Raw genomic sequence first — 21,759 nt, 5'->3', positions numbered from 1 at the left:
GTATTTTCCAACACTTATTTGAAAGAAGGAATCGAACAATGAACAAAAGATGGACGTTTCTTTTTGTCATGGCTGTAATCATTGCACTTAGTATGGTTACGATTCTCAACAGACCATCAGAAAAAGATTTTGAAAGATGGCTCCAGGATGAGTATATGATCGATTGCAACGAAGATTGTTCCATCATCGAAATGAAAAGTGTTAATGGAGATATAACAGAGAGGATTAAATTCGATGATATAAGAGGCACCTATTCCCCCGGACTGTTCACTTTACGTATAAGCAGACAGTATAAGAGCCTCGACGATCCCTTGCATATCATACATATCGATGTGATTGGTTTCAATGGTAGATTTTATCCCCTTCATACTGACGATGGAAGATAAAGAATCACATATTTTGTTTACATAATAAAATTATTGTCATTATATACTGATTTTCATATCAAAAAACCCCCGGCACCACTTTAGCCGGGGGTTTACATTGCTTCTATTCCAGAAATCTCAGTAAGTCCCCATACAAAATGTCATCTGATAACCTCAACTCTTTTCTGACCGTTTGCTTAAATGGATCGCACAAGGTGTCACTGACAGACTCTTCACTCTTTTTATTGTAGCAGACATTATCCTGGAAAATGTACTTTTCTGTAATGAAATCCCCATCCCGGAAAATAACGGGATGACTTTCATTTCGTGTGAATAGGCTATGACCAAATGAGAGAGCATTCTTTGTGTCTATGCCCATCAAATGAAGGACTGTTGCACGGATATCGATCTCCCCTCCAATGGTGTCGATCGTACTTGGGTCTTCTCCCGGAACATGGATGATCAGGGGAACCTGCTGGAGCTTGGCATGGTTGACGGGGGTATCCTTCTGCCCCAATAGCTCAAATACACCCGGTTCGTATTTCTCGGAAATCCCATAATGATCCCCATAAAGGACCACGACCGTATTCTTATACATCCCATTAGCCTTAAGCTTTTCAAATAATGTTTTGATCGCTTCATCCTCATAGCGGACCGTTGTGACATAGCGGTTTACAACATCTTCACCCGTAGAAGCTGTATCGATGAATTGATCATCTTCTTCCAATAAAAAAGGGAAATGGTTCGTCAGTGTAATGAGACGCGTATAAAAGGGCTGTGGAATCTTCTCGAGATGGGAAATGGTCTGCTCAAAAAAAGGAATGTCCTTTATCCCATAATTAATCGAATTGTCTTCCGTTACCGAATAATCCCGCTTTGAAAAATATCGATCGTACCCCAGGGAATCATACATCATTTCCCGGTTCCAAAATGTCCGATCATTCCCATGAAAAACGGCTGCATAGTAATCTTTCTTCCTTTTCAGCATATGTGGAAGGCTAGCGTAGGTATTATCCGGTTTTCTCACAAAAGCTGATCCGCTGGATAATGGGTACAGCCCGGTATCGATCATGAACTCGGCATCCGACGTTTTCCCTTGTGCCGTCTGATCGTATATATTACTGAAGTAAAAACTGTCCTTTATCAGGGAATTCAAAAATGGGGTAATTTCTTCTCCATTCACTTTTGTATTGATCACGAAGTTCTGGGTGGATTCCATGCTGACTAAGATCAGATTTTTTCCCTCAGCCACCCCGAATAAGTCAGAAGGGTCTTGCTTTGTTGATTGAGTATACTCCATGGATGCCTTGGTGTCGGATTTGCTCGCAAGCAGATGGGAGAATGGGTTCGTTGCGGCAATTCCGATGTCAAACATATGATAATTATAAGGGCCAACGGATTTAACCATTTGTTCCCTATCATAGGACTCGGCAAATAAATAGGGGGATTTCAGTAATCCCATTCCGATGGAGAGCACCAATAGGGAGAGACTCATTACGATATAGGTCAACTTCCATCTACGGGACAATGTGTCAGAAGCTGCCCTGCCTTCCTTCATCATCCATCCTGCAATGATGATATCGACCAATAAGAGGGAATCCCACGGACTCATCAATTCAAACGTGCTTGGTCCGATGCCCCCAACATTCTTAAATTGAAAAAGAATGGGGACCGTTACGAAATCAGAATAAAATCGAAAGTAAAGAAGATCGCCATAAAGGAGACCGGTCGCAATCCCCATAAAAAGGACAACAAGGATTGTCTTGATCCTTTTAAAGAAAAAAAAGCTGAATCCGATCAATATCATTATGGAACCAACCGGATTCAATAATATGAGCAATACGTCCAGAAATGTCTCTACGTGAAGATTGAACCCTATCAGGGAGACCAGAACGGTTTTGATCCATAAGGAAAGCAGGGCAAACCCAACCAGTTTATTTGTCTTAAAACGCGAAAAGAAAACTTTCATCTTACTCATTTCACTACCTTTGTTCCGATCATACTGTTATATTCTCTGATGAGCATTGTCATGGCATTCAAAACCTCTCGTTCATTGTGTTCACCCATGAGTGCCACCTGCACCCAATTCCTTTTGATCAAATATTCACTTTCATAGCTTAATAAGATACCCCTCCTTTTGCAGGCATCGCCGAATTGTCTACTACACTGTTCCCTATTTAGTGCAATGGTAATCACACCGGGGGTATAATCTTCACCCCCGAGGATTTGAAAGCCTCCATCGATCAACAATCGCCTTACAGCTTGAGAAGTGTTAAACACGCCAGGATAGTCAATCAACTGTAGGGCTTCTTTTAAAGCGACCAGTAGATTTGAAGAATGCGTATAAGGAACACTTCCATTAAAAACATACATGCCCACATCCAGATATCTGGGAATTGAATCATTTGGTTCGATTATTTCACGGTGAAAAATCAGGGCGAGTCCTGGATAAGACCCAAGTCCTTTTCCGCTGACCGAGGTGGCGAGAAACACGTTATTATAATCGACTGGAATCGTTCCGACTGAACTGCATGCATCGATACAAAGTTCTACATTGTATTTTTGACAGAGTGAAAGAATTTCTTCTATATTATATAAATAACCTGTTGATGTCTCGCAATGAACCGTCCAAAGCCATTTTATGTCGGGGTCACATTGAAGGACGGTTTCGATTTCTTCCATCGTTATGTGTTCATTCCACTCCTTTTCGAGTGTGTGATAGGATAAATCGAATCGTTTACCATGATCCATCAATCTGCTGCCAAATTCTCCATTTGAAAGAATCAAACCTTTTCCCGGAATCCTTTTCAACTGAGCTGCCACCATATCATTCGCTAACGTTCCCGTTCCCACTGCCACCTGTACATGATTCGAATCCGTCATATCACGTAAACCCTTTCTTACTACTTCCATTTCATGAAGAAAGGAGCTGCATCTATGAGAAGTTGCGTCCCTCTTGAATGCAGCCTCAACTTTTGAATGCCGCGGTACTGGACCTGGCAGGAAAGACTGGGTTCTTAGTGCACCGGTTTTACGGATCATCAAGCGCTGAAATGCTTTTGTTGAATTCTCGAAGCTGTCACGTGTCAGATACATAGGTTGAAACCTTGCTTCCTCTTCTCCCACAAGTTCAGCAAACGGAAGAAAGCCGATCCGCTTATAAAGTTTAAGCTGACGCACCGTGCCGGAAATCAGTGCCATAGTGAATCCCTGCTCCAAACAATAGGACACAAGGCGGTCACATAATTGATAAAAGACCCTTGTACTTCTATACTCTTCCTTAACTGAAAGGAGCCTGACTTCACAAGGGACGGCCTGATCAGATAGATACTCATCCAAATTGCCCAGCTTTTGATCCAACGAAAAGGGCCGTTTCGACCTTACGGCAATCATCCCGACTACTTCCTCATCAGCTTTTGCAATCACATATGTATTCTCATCGTGAAATTTATCCACCAGCATACAAGTATCATTTTCTTCGTGCTGAGGGATTTCTTCCACGAACGTTTGATAATTTAATGCGTATATTTGTTGAAATTCATCCGCTTCGCATGCAATTTTATATTGTAGAGTATCATTATTCATTCTCGTACCTCCTATGTTTCGACTGAATGATGAAATGATCGGTTATGGAACAATAGGACAATTATAAATAAAGCCCCGAGGCCAATAGATTTTGTGAATGAACCTTCAATCACAAAGGCAGTCAGCGGGATGGTACCCATTGAAAGAAAACCTGAGAATGTGTATCTCCTAATGATGAGGTATGATCCGCCCATCATCATAGCGAAAACACCAATACTTAACGGACAGAGAAATAATGCTGAAGCCAAATAGGCTACAACCCCCTTTCCTCCGTGAAATCCGAGTTGAAGGGGAAACAGGTGTCCAATCATGATCGATAACGAGCTTATGATTAAATAGCCCTCCCCATCCGTCAGTATCGACGTGAAGGAAAGTGCCACTAAGACTTTACCTGCGTCTATAAGGAGAGTCAGTAAAAACCCTTTCTTCCCTGCCACTCTGCCTGCATTCGTTGCACCTACATTGCCGCTTCCGATCTTACGAATATCCTTACCAGTAAACCATTTCACTACATAATAAGCGCCTGTGATGCTTCCCAAACCGTAAGAAACCAAAACGATCACACTTAAGATAATTAGTTGACTCATCAAACCTGCTCCCTGCTTTATATGTTAATAGACGAATGAAGACAAAGGAAAGTTTCATCTATTTACCTTTCACTCTTCCGATTCTTTTTAAAAAGATAAAAAGGAGCATAAAGAAGTAAAAATAATAAAAGACTCACCCCTTCGAGTGAAAGGAGATACCAGGGATACTCCCCTAAATAATCGATCGGGCTTGCGTTATACGGTTTATGCATGAGAAACATGTAATTAGCTCCAACCACTTTGTTTACTGCATACGCTATGACTGCGATTCCATTCAATGCTGCAAACGCCCTCATCAGGGACCCGAATGTCAATCTGTACCCTTCTATCCAAACCATGTACAAACATGAGAGAACAATAGACAAATGGGCGAGAAAGAATTGAAAATACCGAAAATGGGGAAATCCAAAAAATAATTCAGGGGTGATAATGGCAATAAATGCCCCTGACATACTGGAAAAAAAACTAATTTCAAATATTCTATAATTGTTGCTGATAAGCATGATGGTACAAAGATATAAAGATAAAGAGCATAATTGAAAAGGTAAATTTATCGTTACATCCCACTGATCATTCAAACCATACCAAAACTGGAAAGACACTTCGCTTAATACGAGCAAAATAACCAGCAACCATTTCAACCAACTCTTCGCCATGCCCTCTAGACGATTTCTAAAAATAAATAAGCCCGCCATGCATCCTACAGTAAAAATGATCGCTGCCAAATGAGAACCTGAAAACAACTCAAACGGATACTCCTCATACCTGAAATTCAAAACCTCACGAATCAAAACCTCAAATCCCCCCAAACTACACCCATCTATACTATATTCTCCCAACACGCCTCCATTTCCTTTAAAGGGACGGACCTTGATTTTACCCCTTACTTTCCTGATTTAACGCCTTTTATAAGCCATTCTTAAGGGACGGACCTTTCAACTCTATTACACAGCATTCGGTATGTATATTCCATCAACTCAATCTATTCCAAAAAAAGGCACAAAAAATCTCCCATTTCGATTATGAAATGGGAGATGCAAATTATTGAACCTTCTGCAGAAGGACCTGTTTAGTATGAATAAAATCAAGCGCCAACCGATTAAATTCAGTCGGCCTTTCAACATTGCAGACATGTCCGCAACCGTCAAGGAATACCTTCATGGCTGAAGGGTCTCCTTTTGTATCTTCATCAAGTGAACGGACAAACAAATGATCTTCTTTTCCTGTAATGTACAGTTTGGGGATATGTGAGGCCCTTTCCTGTACAGATGCATAGGTCGATTTCACATATGGGGTAAGCTGGTACCACCCAAGAAAATCTTTCCGTTTCATTTTCTTTGCTTCTCGAATAAATAACTTTCTTGAAATTCTATGATTTCTTTTGGGCATCATGACGTATGCGAATAATTTATATAACCACATGAATGGAATCATGCCTTTAATCGCATGTCCCGCCTGCAGCAATGTGTTTGATAATAAATTAAAACGAGTGATGCAGCCTCCAAGAACAGCCGTTTGCACCCTATCTGGAACTTGTTGCATCAATTCATGAATAACCACTGAACCAAGAGATATCCCGATAAAATGAGCTTGTCCAACCCCAATTTCATCCAGTACTTTTACGATCTCACGAACAATTAAATTGATTGTGAACGGCTCATTATAAGTATCAACTCCTGGTGAATTCCCATGACCAGGCAAGTGAACCGTCACGACGTTATAATGTTTTTTAAAGGTTCCCATTTGTTTGCAGAAGATACTTGAGGTCCCTCCGATTCCATGAAGGAAAACCACATACTCTTTGCCGACTCCCTGATGTACGTTGTATTCTAGCATCCATTTCTCCTTATAAACAGCACAACCTACCAAAAACCTGGAATGAATCAGGTAATCGATCAAGCACCGTCTTCCTCTTCTTAAATCCTCTTTAATAGGAAAACCGTATTTCCCAATCGAATCACATGATACTCTCAACGCTTTTGAAGCCTTACCTTAATGTATCTTATATTCTATCCTATCCAAACGTCCTTTGTCATACAGAAAAAAAAGAATTTCTGAACATTTTGTGATGAGTGAAGGGTTACCGGTGACCCTTATTTACTCAAGTCTTTTCGGTCTTCCTGTTGTGGAGGCTGCTCCATCCATCCGCGTTCAACTAAAAGCTTGAGACCCGCCGCCCCATATTTCATGATTTCCGTCACAAATAGCATGTAGTGAACGGCTAAGTCCTTTCTCGTCGACATTGTGATGGCATGACATAATGTAGAAAGGCCGACTGAATTAGAAGATGAAATGAAAAACAACATCAGTTTTTCCGAAAACGGCGCTATAGTCGAATCTGTCACTTCCATAGAGACCGGATAAGTGGGAAATGCATCATCTTTTACCAGTACGTTATTGAATGCTGTAATTTGCTTCTCACTCAGTTTCTTCCCCTTTTTAAGATATTCTTTTACTTCCTTGTCTCTGGACGTTTGGATGAACCCCTTCAATAATATGATGCCAATACAATTCCGCTCAATCACAAAGAATAGTTCGCTTAGTTCCAATGCATTAAGAGGCCTTGTTTCCCCAAGCCAGGTTTCCAATAAAGACGGCTGATGGTCAATATATTCAATGGACTTGGGATAATTTATCTTTGGGGGACGATCATAGATCCCCTTTTCCAACATCAGTTGAAGTGATCGTTTATACAGGGAGAGAGCTTTCGTCAAGCACTTTTCGAAAAAGTCATACACATCGGAACGGGCAACAGAGCTTACGATGGTCGTAAAGTGGCTGCTTGTAACCTGTCCTCCCCGATAAACAAAGCTGAGTACAAATATATCCGTGTATAGAGGCGGCGCAGACGTATCCACATCCTTCTCGGTGAAACCTGAGGGAATGGGGAATCCCTCTGAAACACATAGCTTCTCGATTTCCCTCATTGTTTCAACATTGGTTTTCAAGCTGTCTTCAATGAGGGAAATAATACTCTCATCTCTCAGGTACGTAAGAAAGTGAGTATAAAAACAATTCAGTGCCGAGGATTTAATGTACGTCGTCCATAAAGCGGAGATTTCTGATGTAGTCAATCTGATATCCTGTTGCTCCATCTGACGGCTCCTTTTCTTTTTGTTATAGTGTTTTCCTTATGTTGTAAATTATTCTGGCATCTTTGGACATACGTCTTTCGCCTCAGCTGTCATATTCCATTCATACAATCTTCACATACCCTTTTCATTCTTCTCCATTTCCATTCACATTCATTTTATATCCTTTAGATGAGCTTATATCAGAAGGGAGAAGATAAAATGAATACACTGGTTAGAAATATTTGTTTATCAGCAGCAATGATAGGAATCGGGGCCGGTACGGTTCAGACTGCCTCTGCACAATCAGGCCACCCACCGATGAATGACAACAAATTTCTGAACATAGCACACAGAGGGGGATCAGGTTACGCCCCTGAACACACGCTGCCATCCTATCAATTGGGTGACGAAATGGGCGGGGACTACATAGAACTTGATCTCCAAATGACGAAAGATGGCAAGTTGATTGCCATGCATGACGAAACACTTGATCGAACAACGAATGGGACCGGACTTGTTAAGGATTATACATTGGACCAAATCAAAGAATTGGATGCGGGTTCATGGTTCAATAGGATGTATCCAAATAAGGCTAAGTCAGAATATAACGGCCTTAAAGTACAGACTCTTGAAGAAATCATACAACATTTCGGAAAAGACAAGCATTATTATATTGAAACAAAGTCACCTGAAGTATATCCCGGCATGGAGGAAAAATTACTTAAGATATTGGAAGACTATAATCTGACTAGACAGAACGGCCCATCCAGCAGAGTGATCATCCAATCTTTTAGTGAAGCAAGCCTTCAAAAAGTTCATGGCATGAATGCAAACATCCCTCTTGTCCAGTTAATTGATTACAAAAAGGATGCAACCATCACGGACGAGGAGCTTGACCATTATGAAGAATACGCCGTTGGTCTTGGAATGAGTTATAAAAAAATCGATGAACAATATGTAGAAAAAGTACGGGAACATGATCTTCTTATCCATCCTTACACTGTCCTTGAAAAAGAAGATATGAAAAGGTTGATTGAGTGGGGAGTGACGGGAATGTTTACGAACTATCCTGATCGGTTAGAGGAAGTGTTAAAAGAAATGAAGAAGAAATAGCCAATGATTATAGAAGAGAGCTGCCATGATAGGCAGCTCTCTCTATTTATCTTTGCTTATATTCATATTTAACAAATAACGGAAGAAAAAGCGAAATAACAAACGCCATGAGAACGATAAGGCCGAATGTCAACGGCTTTGAAAGCCCTTGGGCAGGTGCGATTAATAAACCGAATACTACAGCCGGTACGATAATAAGGAGGGAAACAATGAACTTTGAAACAAAATTGATTGTATGCCTCTTTCCACAATGGCTGCACTCAATCGGTTTATAGGAACCCCAAATTGAAAACACTATCTCTTTCCACTTAAATTGATTACTACATACATGACATTTCTGCAAAACGTTGCCCCCTATATCAAACCACTACTTTTTCTCTAGTTTACCATTTTCAGCATGCGAGTAATAGCTGATATTTGAGGTCCGTCCCTGGAAAAGATGTAGATACAAGCAGGGATTTTCACATTTTATTCGAATATTGTACTATAACACTAATTGGTAAGGAGTAACTGCGTTGATACAATCTTTCAAATTAAATGTTCAAACCTTTGGTCAAAAAATGCCCGTTTATATTTTTCAGGTCGATGACGTTCTTGTAGATACGGGGCCTTATAGTATGAAAAACGAAGTTCGTACCATTTTCAAAGAGCTTCCAATCAAGCGGGTCATCCACACCCATCACCATGAAGATCATACCGGCAATAGTGCTTGGATTGAACGATTTTATTCCCTTCCACAATGGATTCATCCCCTGGGAATCGATAAGTGCAATCATAGTACCAAATTGCCTTTCTACCGGGCCATGTTTTGGCATAACCGCCCTTCGTTTCATCCGAAGGCTCTTCAAGAGACTACATTTGAGACCGAGCACCACTCGTTTCAAATCGTCCATACTCCCGGGCATGCTGAAGATCATATTGTCCTGATCGATGAGGAAAAAGGGGTTTGCTTCTCCGGAGATTTATATTTATTTCATTCTCCCACATCTAATTTCTCGTTCGAATCGGTACCAGAACTGATTCGTTCCATAAACAAAGTCCTGACGTATTCCTTTGAAGAGGTGTATTGTTCTCATCAAGGCTACCTGAAGCACGGTAGAAAGCTGCTGGTGAAGAAACGGGATTACCTTATCCGCCTCCAGGAATCTGTCACGAAAGCTCATCAGGAGGGGAAATCAGCCAAAGAAATACGGAAAAACCTCCTGCCGAAAAACAAACTGTTTCAATACATCTCTTTCTTTGAAAATTCTCCTACACATACCGTCAATTCGATCATCAAAGAAATATCCTAAATGAAAGGTCCGTCCCTCACAGAGGGACGGACCTTTCATTTACACATTTTCGATATGTGGAAGGCTCCGCCTGATATCAATCTTGTTGATGATATCCAAGATTCTTGTCGCGATGAATTGACACGCTATGGCGAATAGAATGATTTTCAGATCCACTACGATCCCTGTTAAGAGTAATACACTGCCATTAATGGCGAATAACGTCTTCCCGGGTGAGTATCCTTTCAGCTTGGAAATGATTAAGGCTAAAATGTCCATGCCCCCGGAGGATGCACCCATCCTGAATAGGACTCCGACGCCGATTCCAAAAAGGATGCTTCCAATGAGAAGATCCACAAATACAAATGAAACAGTACCCGTCATCAATGGATCTGCCGCATCCACCACCACTGAAGTGACGGTTACGCAATACATGGTCCAGAAGGCATTTCCCTTCCCCAGCCACTTTATAGCTGCTCCCAATAAACACGCGTTCATTACCCATAAGGTAACCGCAAACGGGACATGCAGTAAATAGTTTAATAGCACACTCACACTTGCTGCACCACCGGAAGGGATGAAGTGGGGAAACAAAAACACGGCCATAGCCAAACCTTGTATGGTTGATGCCAACCCTAAAATGACTGCTTTTCTCAACACACCCATATGTACATTGCTCCCAATTCTGTAAGAACCCTATTTCATAGTCTAGTAGCTCTTAAGAGAATCTGCAACACCTAATTACTCATGGAAGCATTGAATTTTGTACATATGAGAGAATAATTGCTTCATATCAATAACTGCCCCTTCTTATCTGCCACCTTCCTTTCATGCTCAATCAACCATTTTTTCCGGTTAAGACCTCCCGCATATCCCGCAAGATCACCATTTGCCCTAATCACTCTGTGACAAGGTATAATGATGGCAAGTTGATTACATCCATTTGCCCTTGCCACTGCACGAACGGCGGCAGGGTGATCAATATTTTGGGCGACCTCGGTATAAGATCTTGTTTCTCCGATAGGAATTCTTTTCAGCTCCCTCCATACATTTCTTTGGAATGAAGATCCACTCATATGCACAGGAGTGGTAAACGCTGACAAGTTCCCGTTAAAGTAAGCATCCAGTTCCTTTTCAATGGAACGAAGTGGTTCTGATGAGCCCGGGATGATGGCTGACTTTGTTTTAAGCCTCAACCTTTCCACTTCCCGTTCCAGTCCCCGTCTGTCAACAAACTCTAATAAATGAAGTTCCTTTTCATCAGAAATCCCGATCATCGGCCCAAGTTTGGTATCGATCCACGCTGTTTTCAACACAGTATTGCGTTCGGAGTAAGCCGGGGCTGAACCCATTATTTTTGAAAAAGCGTCTCTAAATCCGCTTGCTGATTCATAACCGGTTACATGTTGAGCGTCAATGACCTTGACACCAGATCTGATTTCTTTCATGGCCAGCCCCATCCTGCGGGCTCTCGCATATTCAACAAATGTCATACCAAATCTTTTCTTAAATTGGCGCCGGGCAGTGGATGCATCAACCGATAATTGTTGAAAATCTTTATCCTTCCAACGCTTTTCCGGATTTTCCTCAACAGCCTCCACTAACATTCTCACCACTTCCGATACACTATTCGGGTGAGATAATGGCTTACATCTTTTACAAGGACGATAAGATGAAAGCAATGCTTGTTCTGCTGTCTCAAAGAATTCACAGTTCTCAAATTTCGGTTTTCTGGCTGGGCAAGAAGGTCGGCAAAACACTCCGGTTGTTTTCACCCCGACGAAAAATACACCTTCATAATCCGGTCTCTTGTCTACCAGTGCCTTATAATACTCTGTTTGCAATTTAAACGAAATCACCCTTAAGTTCCCCCCTACATCCATTTCATAATCCTATTATACATTCATCCAAATCCGATGCAGCCGAAAATCAGGCATCGATTTTTTTAGAGGGACGGACCTATGAGTTTTTCACTTAATAAGCAGGGATTCTCCCCCCCAATCGTTAATCTATTACTATAACCAATTATTTAATATAAGGAGTTTTTCATATGAACCTTTCCCCCGGGCAATGGAAAAAGGCAAAAGATTATATCCGACAGAATGCCAGGCCCCTTGAACAGAAGTTATTCGACTATCACTTTGAAGAAGGAAGTAAGGACGCAGCCATTCATGAGTTATCTTGCTATCAAAATGAGGATGGGGGATTCGGTCAGTCAATCGAACCTGACTTTCGACTGGACAGTTCCTCTCCACTTGCTACCACCATTGGGTTACAAAGAGCAAAGGAATTAAGACTCACCGGCAGTCATCCTATCGTTCAAAAGGCTATGAATTATTTACAGAATGAATACGATGAAAAAAACGAAGGTTGGAATGCTGTACCCGAAGAGGTCAATTCAGTGCCTCACGCACCATGGTGGCATTTCGACCCAGAAAAAGGTCATTGCGGCGTCCAAACGACTTGGGCAAATCCAAACGCAGAAATCGTAGGATATTTCCATCGGTTTCAACCCGATCATCCCCGTCTTCAAGAATGGACTGAAAAGGCCATCAGTGAACTTACTGGATTAGTCGAGCCAATCGACATGCATGATTTCCTCTGTTACGAAAGGTTATTAAATGAAGTGGAAGGGAACACTAAATCCACTCTATTCAACATCCTCTCGACGAATGTGCGCAAAACGGTTTGCACGGATCCTGAGAGGTGGAATGAATATGTGGCAAAACCGCTTCAGGCAGCAAGTGAACCTTCATCACCCTTTTATGAGATATTGAAGGATGTCGTACAGGTACAATTGGTGAAGGAGTTAGAATCCCAACACCATGACGGGTTCTGGCAGCCCACTTGGTCATGGTTTGGGCACTACGAAGGAACATGGCCGGATGCGGAAACGGAATGGCGGGGAATTTTGACGCTGGAAATGTTAAAAGTCTTCAAGGCACATCAGATGATTGTTACCACTTAAAAGATAGGGTTCTTCTATTGTAATCTACAAAAAAACTCCGTTAGACAACTGTCTTCCGGAGTTTTTCACCATCACTTAAAATTCTTTTCGAACCACTTCTTCGCTTCCTCCACCTCTTCCCGACGAAGCTCATGACCTCCATCTGTCCAGAACTCCGTAACGGGAGAATGGGCCTCTTTCAGGTTTTCCACCAGTTCCTTTGTTTCATTCATGGGGATGAGGGGATCCCGCTTACCGGCACCAATAAAGACCGGTACACCAGATAAATCCGGCAGTTCGATCCCGCGTCTTGGTACCATGGCATGAAACAGGATACCGGCCTTCAATGATTCTTTTATATGGTACATCATACTTGCTGCTATGTTTGCTCCATTGGAATAGCCCAAGGCTACCACATTTCCACGGTCAAATTCATAGTCAATCGCGCTTTCATCAATGAATTGCTTCAATTCATTAGTACGGAATACTAAATCCTCTTCATCAAAGACACCTTCACGTAAGCGGGCAAAAAAACGGGCCATTCCATTCTCGTCCACGTTCCCTTTCACGCTTAAAACAGAGGCTTCGGGTGCAATCATTTCGGCAAGGGGAAGTAAATCACGTTCATCTCCCCCTGTACCATGCAGCAATAAAAGTGTAGGGAGTTCATTGTTTCCTTGCTTAAAGATATGTTTCAAGAAATTGTCCTCCATATTCTTTCGTATCCAATGGTTTTAACTTCGCTTCAATCGATTCTCTTTGGGCTTCGAAATATGGTGGAAGTGATAAATTTTGTCCTAACGTAGCAAAGTCCTCATCCGTTTCAAAGCCTGGACCATCTGTTGCAAGTTCGAATAGAATACCATTTGGTTCACGGAAATAGAGTGAACGGAAATAGTAGCGCTCCACAAAACCTGAGTTCGGCAGGCGGTTTTCTGTAATCCAGTTTACCCATTTTTGCAACTCCGTTTCATCTTCAACCCGGAATGCTACGTGGTGTACGCTTCCTCTTCCAGGTCTTTCCGCGGGAAGGTCATTTCTTTCTTCAAGATACACTTCTCCACCTGTTCCGCCTTCCCCTGTTTCAAATACCCGGATATCGGCCTGGCCTTCAATGTCTGAAGGAAAGCTTCCAGTTTCTTTAAAGCCGAGTACATCTTTGAGTACAGCCGCTGTGTTCTCTCCACGGGCGACGGTCAATGTGATAGGACCTAAACCGACAACCCCATGTTCAACTGGAACCGGACTCTTATCCCAAGGCTTCCCGCCGGGCACTCCTTCATTCGTTTCATCGGATACCAGCATGAGACGCTGACCTTCGAAATCACGGAAACGTAACGTAGATCGGCCGGTGTGATGAGATATATCATCATGGTCCACTCCTAACTCTTCAAAACGTTTTTTCCAATAAGACAGTGAGTCATCCGTCTTTACCCTTAGTGCCGTCAATGAAATACTGTTCGTTCCTTTATATGTGTGTCCTGCATGTGGAATCTCAAAAAATGTAAGGTCCGTCCCTGGATTCCCTCTTTCATCTGCATAAAACAGGTGATATACAGAGGTGTCATCTTGATTGATGGATTTTTTTACTAATCTTAATCCCAGGGTTTTCGTGTAGAATTCATAGTTTTTCTTTGCATTTGCTGTTATGGCAGAAACATGATGCTGCCCTTTTAATGGTTTTAAGTTCATTTTATTTTCACTCCTTAAGAGATGGTATTTACCTTATAGTTGTATCATACACGATAATTATCTTTAATTCAAGATATTTAATTTCAGAGTTTTTATTGTTCCTTATGATCGTGAAGGGGAACGCACTGAATGTAAAAAAACATCCATACACAATGTACGGATGCTTTTAATCGGTTTGATCATATCTCATTGTTTTTGATTGTTAAAGCTTGTGACAATGTCGAGGTGATAGTGAGGTGTTCGAAATTCAATCCAAGTTGAACGGCCGTTTGAGCGATTTCAGGTCGCAGCCCTGAAAGAATTGGTTTCACCCCAATCAATTGAAGTGCGTCGATCAGCTGGAAAATTTGATGAGCTACCATCGTATCGATTAATACGACACCGGATAAATCGATGAACAATTGGGAAACTTCCATATCTACACATTGAGCCAAGGCATTTTCTAAGATGAGTTCCGCCCTTGTAGGATCAATGTTACCTACTAGTGGCAAAAGAGCGGTATGTGAATTCAGGGATATGACCGGCGAGCTGAGTTCATTAATAATTTCCTGCTGATTTTGGAGCTGTTGTTCCACAACTTCAGACTGTAACTCCACAAAACGTATCATGACCCGGTCGAATGCTTCTATAATCACCTTGCTCCATAAATTAAATTGATTAAATATACCCTCATCTAAATGAGAATCTGCAAATTCTTTCAAAAAATCCAGGTATTGATTTCTTACCCTCATAAATTCCTTAAGGATATGATGAGTGGGGGTATCTAAATGTTCCTTATCATTCGCAAGGTTTAAGACCCATTCATCAATATTCTTTCTGAATGTTTCCCGATCCTCCGCAAATACATTGCAAAGGATTCCATGAAATTCAAAATTTTGCTTCTTTAATGTTTCAATTACTTTCGGATCAGTTGAAGAATAAACGCCACTGGTAGCACTTTTATCCAGGGATTCATACCATTCATCTGTCAATTGACGAGCCTTCCCCAATAAAAATGTATGTACTTCTTTGTTTCTATGCATGTATGATTCCTCCTATAATATCCATCAAAATGTTCCGTTTCCTCTTCCCCTTCTGACGTTATGAGTAGTCTGGAAATCATACTCTTTTCAAGTAAAATGTTCAAAACTATCTTATCTCTCCTTCTATTATATAACACATTCATGCATCAATGTCATTTAGAGCCACCCCGGGAATGAATACAATATGAAATGGCAAGGTAAAAAAATCGTCTCATGTGCTGGAAAAATAAAAAAGTATGAATAATAAGCATTTTCAAATAATATTACATTATTTTGTAAATAACCTCTACAATTCACAATATAAAGTGTATAATGGGGGTATTACCAGAGAAGCAGACAGCAAGGGTATGTCTCGATATACTATTTTGATGTATAGGGATCTCCTATTAGAAACCAACCTCTAATCTTAATATGATGTCGTATTCTTACTACTTAGTCATATGTCAAAATAGTTGGGAGCTGATGAGAGAATGAATAACAATCTGACAAGAAAGTGTATCGAAACGCTTGCTATCCAAAGTGCCTATCATTTTTGCGAGACTATCGGTCTCAAACCTAGTTTACTTAATTTAACGATGATCACAGGATTTTCTGAGGAAAAGATTCTCGAAATACTTGAAACCAAGTTTAGTAATCAAAGTGTAAAAACAGAAGATCATTCTTTCTAACTCTGTATTTCCCCTTTATTACTCTACAGGCCGATTTCCCTTCATCTCTAACGTTACGTTCTGCCATTGCCAACCTATCCATGAATAGCAGTCCACTTTCAGTCATGACCATAAAGAAAAAGGCAGCTCCATTTCTGGAAGTTGCCTTTTTATAGATGATCATAATACATTAAAATATCTTGCTTCCGGATGAGCGAAGACCATGGCCGTTACCGATGCTTCAGGTTGCATCATGCATCCGTCTGTTAGCTGGATTCCAATTTTTTCAGGCTCGAGAAGCTTAAACAGCTTCTTCTGATCCTCAAGCTCAGGACATGCGGGGTACCCAAATGAAAACCGTTGACCTTGATAATGGGTACGGAAACGGTCCTGCATCGTAAAGTCTACTGGATCCGGGAAACCCCATCTGCTTCTCATCATTTCATGAACTCTTTCAGCCAAGCCTTCAGCTGTTTCCAAGGCAATGGCCTGCAATGCATGACTTTCCAGGAACCGCCCTTCCTCTTTCAACTCCTTAGCCCACTGCCTGATTTTCACCCCGGCCGTTACGGCGAAGAATCCGACATAATCCATTTCCCCACTTTCAACCGATTTTAAGTAATCCGCCAAACACAGATGCTGATTCCCCGATTGCCTAGGAAAATGAAATCGTTCTATCTCTTTTGATAGATCTTCCGAGTGATAAATGACAACATCATCACCATCGGACTGAGCAGGAAAGAATTGATATCGTGCAGATGCAAGGATCATTCCTTGCCTTTTTGCTTTTTGGAACAACTCATCCGTGACGGCTTTCAGACGAATCGTTCGTTCATCCCCTTCCTCCAGCAATCTTGAAATTTTCCCTTTAATGCCAAGGTGATGACCAAGAAGCATTTGCTGATTGATATAGGGGTGGATTTGGTCCAGTGAAAATTCCTTTATCGTATGGGGTATCAAGTCTGATGGAACATGAACCTTAACTTCTTTAGAAACGGTAGAACGTACTTTCACTGCAACGGATGATGTGGCTCGACTAGACCGTTCTTCATGTACATCTAGTCGGCTTTGTTTCTCACGGCTTTCCTCTTCCAGTTGCACTCTTGTTTCTTCATGTTGAATTCCATTCATGATACTCAATCCATCCATTGCATCCTTGGCATAAAGCACCAGCCCGTCGTACTCCCTGCCGATTTTGTTTGTAGTGAACTTTCGGGTAAGGGCTGCTCCCCCAACTACAAGAGGAACTGAAATATCGGACTGCTTTAAATCTTGAGCCGTGATGACCATTTGTTGTGCAGACTTTACCAGGAGACCGGACAACCCTACAATGTCGGGCTTTTCTTCCCTAATGACTTGAATCAGTTCCTGGGGAGTTACTTTAATACCTAAATCAATCACTTCATACCCATTATTGCTGAGGATGATATCAACAAGATTTTTACCGATATCATGAACGTCCCCCTTAACCGTAGCCAAAATCACTTTGCCCTTGGAAGAGGAACTTTCCGTTTGTTCCATATATGGTTCCAGGTGAGCGACGGACGCTTTCATGACCTCGGCACTCTGTAATACCTCGGCAACGATCAGCTGATTATCGTTAAATAATCTTCCAACTTCGCTCATTCCGGCCATAAGCGGACCATTGATGATATCAAGGGGAGCCTCGTATTTTTCAAGAGCAATGTTTAAATCAGCTATCAACCCCTCTTTCGTGCCTTCCACTACATAATGGGCCAAACGTTCTTCTAAGGTCATTGTGTTTACTGGAGCCTTTACTTCTTTCTTTTTCCCCCTATAAAATGATGTAAATTCAGCAAGTGATTCATCCGTCGTTTCAAATAAAAGCTTCTCAGCCATTCGGACTTCTTCCTGAGGAATAGAGGCAAAGCGCTCTAACTTCTCCGTGTTGACTATTGCATAGTCGAGTCCAGCCTTTGTACAGTGATAAAGATACACAGCGTTGAGGACTTCCCTTCCGACAGGGGGCAGCCCGAAAGAAACATTGCTGACACCAAGTATATGAGGGCAATCAGGCAAGGCTTCTTTAATCTTCTTGATCCCTTCCACCGTACTATTGGCTGATCCTATATATTGCTGATCCCCCGTACCGACCGGGAATACGAGAGGGTCAAAGATGATATCTTCAGAAGCAATCCCATATTTCTCCGTTAACAATCTATGTGAACGAAGGGCAATGTCCACCTTTCGCTCCACTGACACCCCCATTCCCTTTTCATCGATCGTCCCGACCACCACTGCCGCTCCGTAGGCTTTCATCAATTTAGCGACCTTAGCAAATCTTTCTTCTCCGTCTTCCAGGTTAATTGAATTAATGATCACTTTTCCTTGAGAAAATTTCAAAGCGGCCTCAAGCACCTTCTCATCCGTTGAATCGATGACAAGTGGGACCTTAACCTTCTTCACCACTTCCTGGATAAAAACATTCATGTCCTCTACTTCTTCCCGGTCAGGGTCAGCAAGGCAGATATCGATTACCTGGGCACCGTTTTTCACCTGAGCCCTTGCAATCTCAGAAGCTTCTTCTATCTTATTCTCTGCAATCAATCGTTTGAATTTACGTGAACCGATGACATTCGTCCGTTCTCCGACCAGAATCGGCCTTCTGTCTTCATCCTCATAGATGAAGGCTTCAATTCCCGACACCGCATGGGGATGAGACATATTGGGTTTTCGTGGCGGGAATCCCTTCACAACCTCTGAAAGGGCACGTATATGCTCCGGTGTCGTCCCGCAGCATCCTCCTACAAGATTCAGCCACCCTTTCTCAGCGAAACCTTTCATCTTTACACTGAGGGAATCAGCTGTCTCATTGTAGTTCCCTTCTTCATCCGGGAGACCGGCATTCGGATAACAGCTTACATAGGTAGTGGCCAAATCCGATAACGAACGGACGTGGTCACGCATGAATTCAGGCCCCGTTGCACAGTTAAGGCCAACGACCAAAGGGTTTAAATGTTCAAGGGATAAATAAAATGATTCAATCGTTTGACCGGCCAGTGTAGTGCCCATAGGCTCAATGGTTCCGGATAACAGAATCGGGATTTCTTTCCTTCTGGATTCAAAAGCCGATCGAATGCCGATGTTCGCTGCTTTTACATTTAAAGCATCCTGACTCGTTTCAAGTAATAGCACATCAACTCCGCCATCGAGAAGGCCTTCTGCTTGGACACGGTAGTTATCTGCCATTTCATCAAAGCTCACTCCCCCTGTCACGGATAACGTTTTCGTAGTAGGACCAAGCGATCCTGCAACGAATCTTGGCCAATCAGAAGTCGAGACATCTTCTACTGCTTTCCTGGCGATTTCAGCAGCTACTTTATTGATTTCGTATGCTTTATAGCCTAAATCATATTCGTCCAGTACGATGGGAGTTGCGCCAAAGGTATTCGTTTCAACCACATCAGCCCCCGCTTTCAAATATTCATGATGGATCTGATAGATAACCTCCGGCGCTGTCAATACAAGATTTTCATTACATCCTTCCAGTTCTTCCCCTCCGAAATCCTCCTGCGATAAATTTGCTTGTTGAAGCATCGTCCCCATTGCTCCATCAAGTACGAGTATTTTCTTTCTAAGCTGTTCTTCAAACAATGTGATGGCCATAGGGAACCTCTCTTTCCGTGTTGGTTTTCTCTTGTATATGATGAAACAGTTCAATGCTCATATCATATCTTACAAAAGGTGTAATCAGATATATTCCATTAAACAGCTGGATTGCCGTATCCAGCAAGTCTTTGGCTATCTCCATTCCGACTGCTCCAGCTATGACGGGATCATTACCCGCTTCCTTCATTCTTTGTCTCGTTTCTTCCGGCACATTGATTCCTGGTACTTCATGGTGAAGGAATTCTGCGTTTCTTGAACTGATCAACGGCATGACACCGATGAAAATCGGAATTTCCAGATGCTTCGTCGCTTCATATACTTGGATCAGTTGTTCTTTCCCAAAGATCGGTTGAGAAATAAAATAGTCGGCTCCGGCTTTCTTTTTCTTTTCCAGTCTTTTCACAGAAGCGTCTAAATGACGGAAGTTCGGATTAAAGGCTGCCCCAACTGAAAATTGAGTCCGCTCCCGCAGTGACTTACCGGAAAACGATATTCCCTCATTATTTTGTTTAATGAGTTCTATAAGTTCCAGGGAAGAAAGGTCATATACGGATGCAGCACCTGGAAAGTCCCCGATTTTGGCAGGATCACCCGTTATCGCTAATAAGTTGTGTATCCCTAATGTGTGCAGGCCCATTAAATGGGATTGAAGTCCAATCAGGTTTCGATCCCGGCAAGTGATGTGAACGAGAGGTGTAAGATCGTATTTCGACTTTACCATGCTCCCGATTGCATCATTACTAATCCTTGGCGATGCCAGCGGATTGTCGGCAAGGGTGAGAGCGTCAATGCCGGCTTCCTTAAGCGCCGCCGCTCCTTGGAAAAACAATTTCGTGTCAAGATGCTTGGGTGGATCGAGTTCAACGATGACCGTTTTCTTTTCTCTCACTTGCTCATGCAGCAAGCTTCCACTGATGGATGGTGAAGATAACTGAACTACTTTTTTCTTTTTCACCTTTTTTTCCTTCACAGGCTCCCGGCTTTTCAATCTTGCAGCTACAGAACGAATGTGATCGGGTGTGGTTCCACAACATCCCCCAATGATTCTTGCACCCTGAAGACGCAGTTCATTGCTGATATCCCCAAAGTAATCTGGCTCAGCGGAGTAATAGAATCGACCTTCTTCATAGTTTGGGAGACTCGCGTTAGGATAGACGGATAGAAACGCCCTTTTCGGTAAGGGCACTTCCTCTAATGAATTCACCATATGAAATGGTCCCATCCTGCAATTGATGCCGACGACATCCGCCCCCAATAATTCCAATTGTTGAAGGGCATCTTTGATTTCCATTCCATTTTGAAGGACTCCTGTTTCATGAAGGGAAACCTGAGCAATGACGGGAATATCCGCTTCACGTTTAGCAATGTTCAGCACTGTGGTCAATTCCTCGAAATCATAATAGGTTTCCAGCAGAATGCCATCTACACCCTCTAATAATAAACAGTAAAGCTGTTCACGAAAGCTTCTTTTGATTTCTTCGAGGGACACATTTTGTTTAATGCCCCTTATTCCCCCGATCGTGCCTAGAATATAGGTGTTCTCTCCCGCTGCTTTTCTTGCCAGACGCACTGCAGCTGTATTAATTTCTTTAACCGAATCCTCCAATCCGTATCTGGAAAGCTTTTGATAATTGGCCCCGTACGTATTGGTCTGTATGATATCGGCTCCGGCATCGATATACTCTTTATGGACTTTCAACACTTCATTTGGGTGAGAAAGATTCAGTTCTTCAAAGCATCTGTCCACTCCATATGAATACAACAATGTTCCGATCGCTCCATCTGCAATCAAGATTCTCTCTTTCAATGCCTCCAGCAATGGCATC

General features: G+C 42.1%; 18 protein-coding genes. 4 read left to right on the top strand and 14 right to left on the bottom strand.

The window, feature by feature from the left end; all coding sequences use genetic code 11:
* The first annotated feature begins 38 nt into the window (after positions 1–38).
* Positions 39–386 (top strand): hypothetical protein, encoded by a 348-nt coding sequence (locus tag M1J35_RS13230; RefSeq protein ID WP_224520134.1) that lies wholly within the window; start codon positions 39–41, stop codon positions 384–386.
* A gap of 103 nt (positions 387–489) precedes the next feature.
* Here M1J35_RS13230 and M1J35_RS13225 read toward each other — a convergent pair whose 3' ends face one another.
* The 6 genes from M1J35_RS13225 to M1J35_RS13200 form a co-directional block, all read right to left on the bottom strand.
* Entirely contained in the window at positions 490–2,343 is a 1,854-nt protein-coding gene (locus tag M1J35_RS13225; protein WP_254651425.1) for an LTA synthase family protein, read from the bottom strand.
* Complete coding sequence (locus M1J35_RS13220) at positions 2,340–3,950, bottom strand: aminotransferase class V-fold PLP-dependent enzyme (protein ID WP_254651424.1); 1,611 nt, start codon at positions 3,948–3,950, stop codon at positions 2,340–2,342. The genes M1J35_RS13225 and M1J35_RS13220 overlap by 4 nt, the downstream gene beginning before the upstream one ends.
* An 11-nt stretch (positions 3,951–3,961) precedes the next feature.
* Positions 3,962–4,537 (bottom strand): glycerol-3-phosphate acyltransferase, encoded by a 576-nt coding sequence (locus M1J35_RS13215; RefSeq protein WP_224520137.1) that lies wholly within the window; start codon positions 4,535–4,537, stop codon positions 3,962–3,964.
* Between the two features lie 62 nt (positions 4,538–4,599).
* Complete coding sequence (locus M1J35_RS13210; RefSeq protein ID WP_229595269.1) at positions 4,600–5,232, bottom strand: YwaF family protein; 633 nt, start codon at positions 5,230–5,232, stop codon at positions 4,600–4,602.
* Positions 5,233–5,578: 346 nt separating this feature from the next.
* Positions 5,579–6,373 carry an alpha/beta fold hydrolase gene (locus M1J35_RS13205; protein ID WP_224520139.1) on the bottom strand — a complete coding sequence of 265 codons (795 nt, stop codon included), beginning with the start codon at positions 6,371–6,373 and terminating at the stop codon, positions 5,579–5,581.
* A gap of 257 nt (positions 6,374–6,630) precedes the next feature.
* Complete coding sequence (locus M1J35_RS13200) at positions 6,631–7,632, bottom strand: DUF3231 family protein (protein WP_254651423.1); 1,002 nt, start codon at positions 7,630–7,632, stop codon at positions 6,631–6,633.
* A gap of 198 nt (positions 7,633–7,830) precedes the next feature.
* Between M1J35_RS13200 and M1J35_RS13195 the strand changes: the two genes are divergently transcribed.
* On the top strand, positions 7,831–8,724 hold the full coding sequence (locus M1J35_RS13195; RefSeq protein WP_254651422.1) for a glycerophosphodiester phosphodiesterase: 894 nt from the start codon (positions 7,831–7,833) through the stop codon (positions 8,722–8,724).
* 46 nt (positions 8,725–8,770) lie between these two features.
* Here the strand turns inward: M1J35_RS13195 and M1J35_RS13190 are convergent, their stop codons facing one another.
* Positions 8,771–9,019 carry a hypothetical protein gene (locus M1J35_RS13190; protein ID WP_254651421.1) on the bottom strand — a complete coding sequence of 83 codons (249 nt, stop codon included), beginning with the start codon at positions 9,017–9,019 and terminating at the stop codon, positions 8,771–8,773.
* A gap of 220 nt (positions 9,020–9,239) precedes the next feature.
* On the opposite strand from M1J35_RS13190, the gene M1J35_RS13185 reads away from it, so the two are divergent.
* On the top strand, positions 9,240–10,016 hold the full coding sequence (locus M1J35_RS13185) for an MBL fold metallo-hydrolase (protein WP_224520143.1): 777 nt from the start codon (positions 9,240–9,242) through the stop codon (positions 10,014–10,016).
* Positions 10,017–10,055: 39 nt separating this feature from the next.
* Here M1J35_RS13185 and M1J35_RS13180 read toward each other — a convergent pair whose 3' ends face one another.
* Positions 10,056–10,661 (bottom strand): YitT family protein, encoded by a 606-nt coding sequence (locus tag M1J35_RS13180; protein WP_254651420.1) that lies wholly within the window; start codon positions 10,659–10,661, stop codon positions 10,056–10,058.
* A 122-nt stretch (positions 10,662–10,783) separates the two neighbouring features.
* Positions 10,784–11,854 (bottom strand): bifunctional transcriptional activator/DNA repair enzyme AdaA, encoded by a 1,071-nt coding sequence (locus tag M1J35_RS13175; protein ID WP_254651419.1) that lies wholly within the window; start codon positions 11,852–11,854, stop codon positions 10,784–10,786.
* A 191-nt stretch (positions 11,855–12,045) separates the two neighbouring features.
* Here M1J35_RS13175 and M1J35_RS13170 point away from each other — a divergent pair, with 191 nt between their 5' ends.
* Positions 12,046–12,963 carry a hypothetical protein gene (locus tag M1J35_RS13170; RefSeq protein ID WP_254651418.1) on the top strand — a complete coding sequence of 306 codons (918 nt, stop codon included), beginning with the start codon at positions 12,046–12,048 and terminating at the stop codon, positions 12,961–12,963.
* Positions 12,964–13,034: 71 nt separating this feature from the next.
* Here the strand turns inward: M1J35_RS13170 and M1J35_RS13165 are convergent, their stop codons facing one another.
* The 5 genes from M1J35_RS13165 to M1J35_RS13145 all read right to left on the bottom strand — a co-directional run bounded on the left by M1J35_RS13165 (position 13,035) and on the right by M1J35_RS13145 (position 21,758).
* The gene (locus tag M1J35_RS13165; RefSeq protein ID WP_224520147.1) at positions 13,035–13,640 is read right to left on the bottom strand and encodes an alpha/beta hydrolase; all 606 of its coding nucleotides are present in this window, start codon (positions 13,638–13,640) and stop codon (positions 13,035–13,037) included.
* The gene (locus M1J35_RS13160) at positions 13,624–14,634 is read right to left on the bottom strand and encodes a ring-cleaving dioxygenase (protein WP_254651417.1); all 1,011 of its coding nucleotides are present in this window, start codon (positions 14,632–14,634) and stop codon (positions 13,624–13,626) included. Before M1J35_RS13160 ends, M1J35_RS13165 begins: the two co-directional genes overlap by 17 nt.
* A gap of 179 nt (positions 14,635–14,813) precedes the next feature.
* The gene (locus M1J35_RS13155; RefSeq protein WP_224520149.1) at positions 14,814–15,656 is read right to left on the bottom strand and encodes an STAS domain-containing protein; all 843 of its coding nucleotides are present in this window, start codon (positions 15,654–15,656) and stop codon (positions 14,814–14,816) included.
* 827 nt (positions 15,657–16,483) lie between these two features.
* On the bottom strand, positions 16,484–19,930 hold the full coding sequence (gene metH, locus M1J35_RS13150) for a methionine synthase (RefSeq protein WP_254651416.1): 3,447 nt from the start codon (positions 19,928–19,930) through the stop codon (positions 16,484–16,486).
* On the bottom strand, positions 19,911–21,758 hold the full coding sequence (locus tag M1J35_RS13145; RefSeq protein WP_224521099.1) for a bifunctional homocysteine S-methyltransferase/methylenetetrahydrofolate reductase: 1,848 nt from the start codon (positions 21,756–21,758) through the stop codon (positions 19,911–19,913). The genes metH and M1J35_RS13145 overlap by 20 nt, the downstream gene beginning before the upstream one ends.
* Position 21,759: the final 1 nt, after the last annotated feature.

Origin of the sequence: Rossellomorea sp. KS-H15a (genome assembly GCF_024195245.1) — a bacterium.
GTDB classification, from domain to species: Bacteria; Bacillota; Bacilli; order Bacillales; family Bacillaceae_B; genus Rossellomorea; species Rossellomorea vietnamensis.
This window is presented reverse-complemented; position numbering and strand designations above follow the sequence as displayed.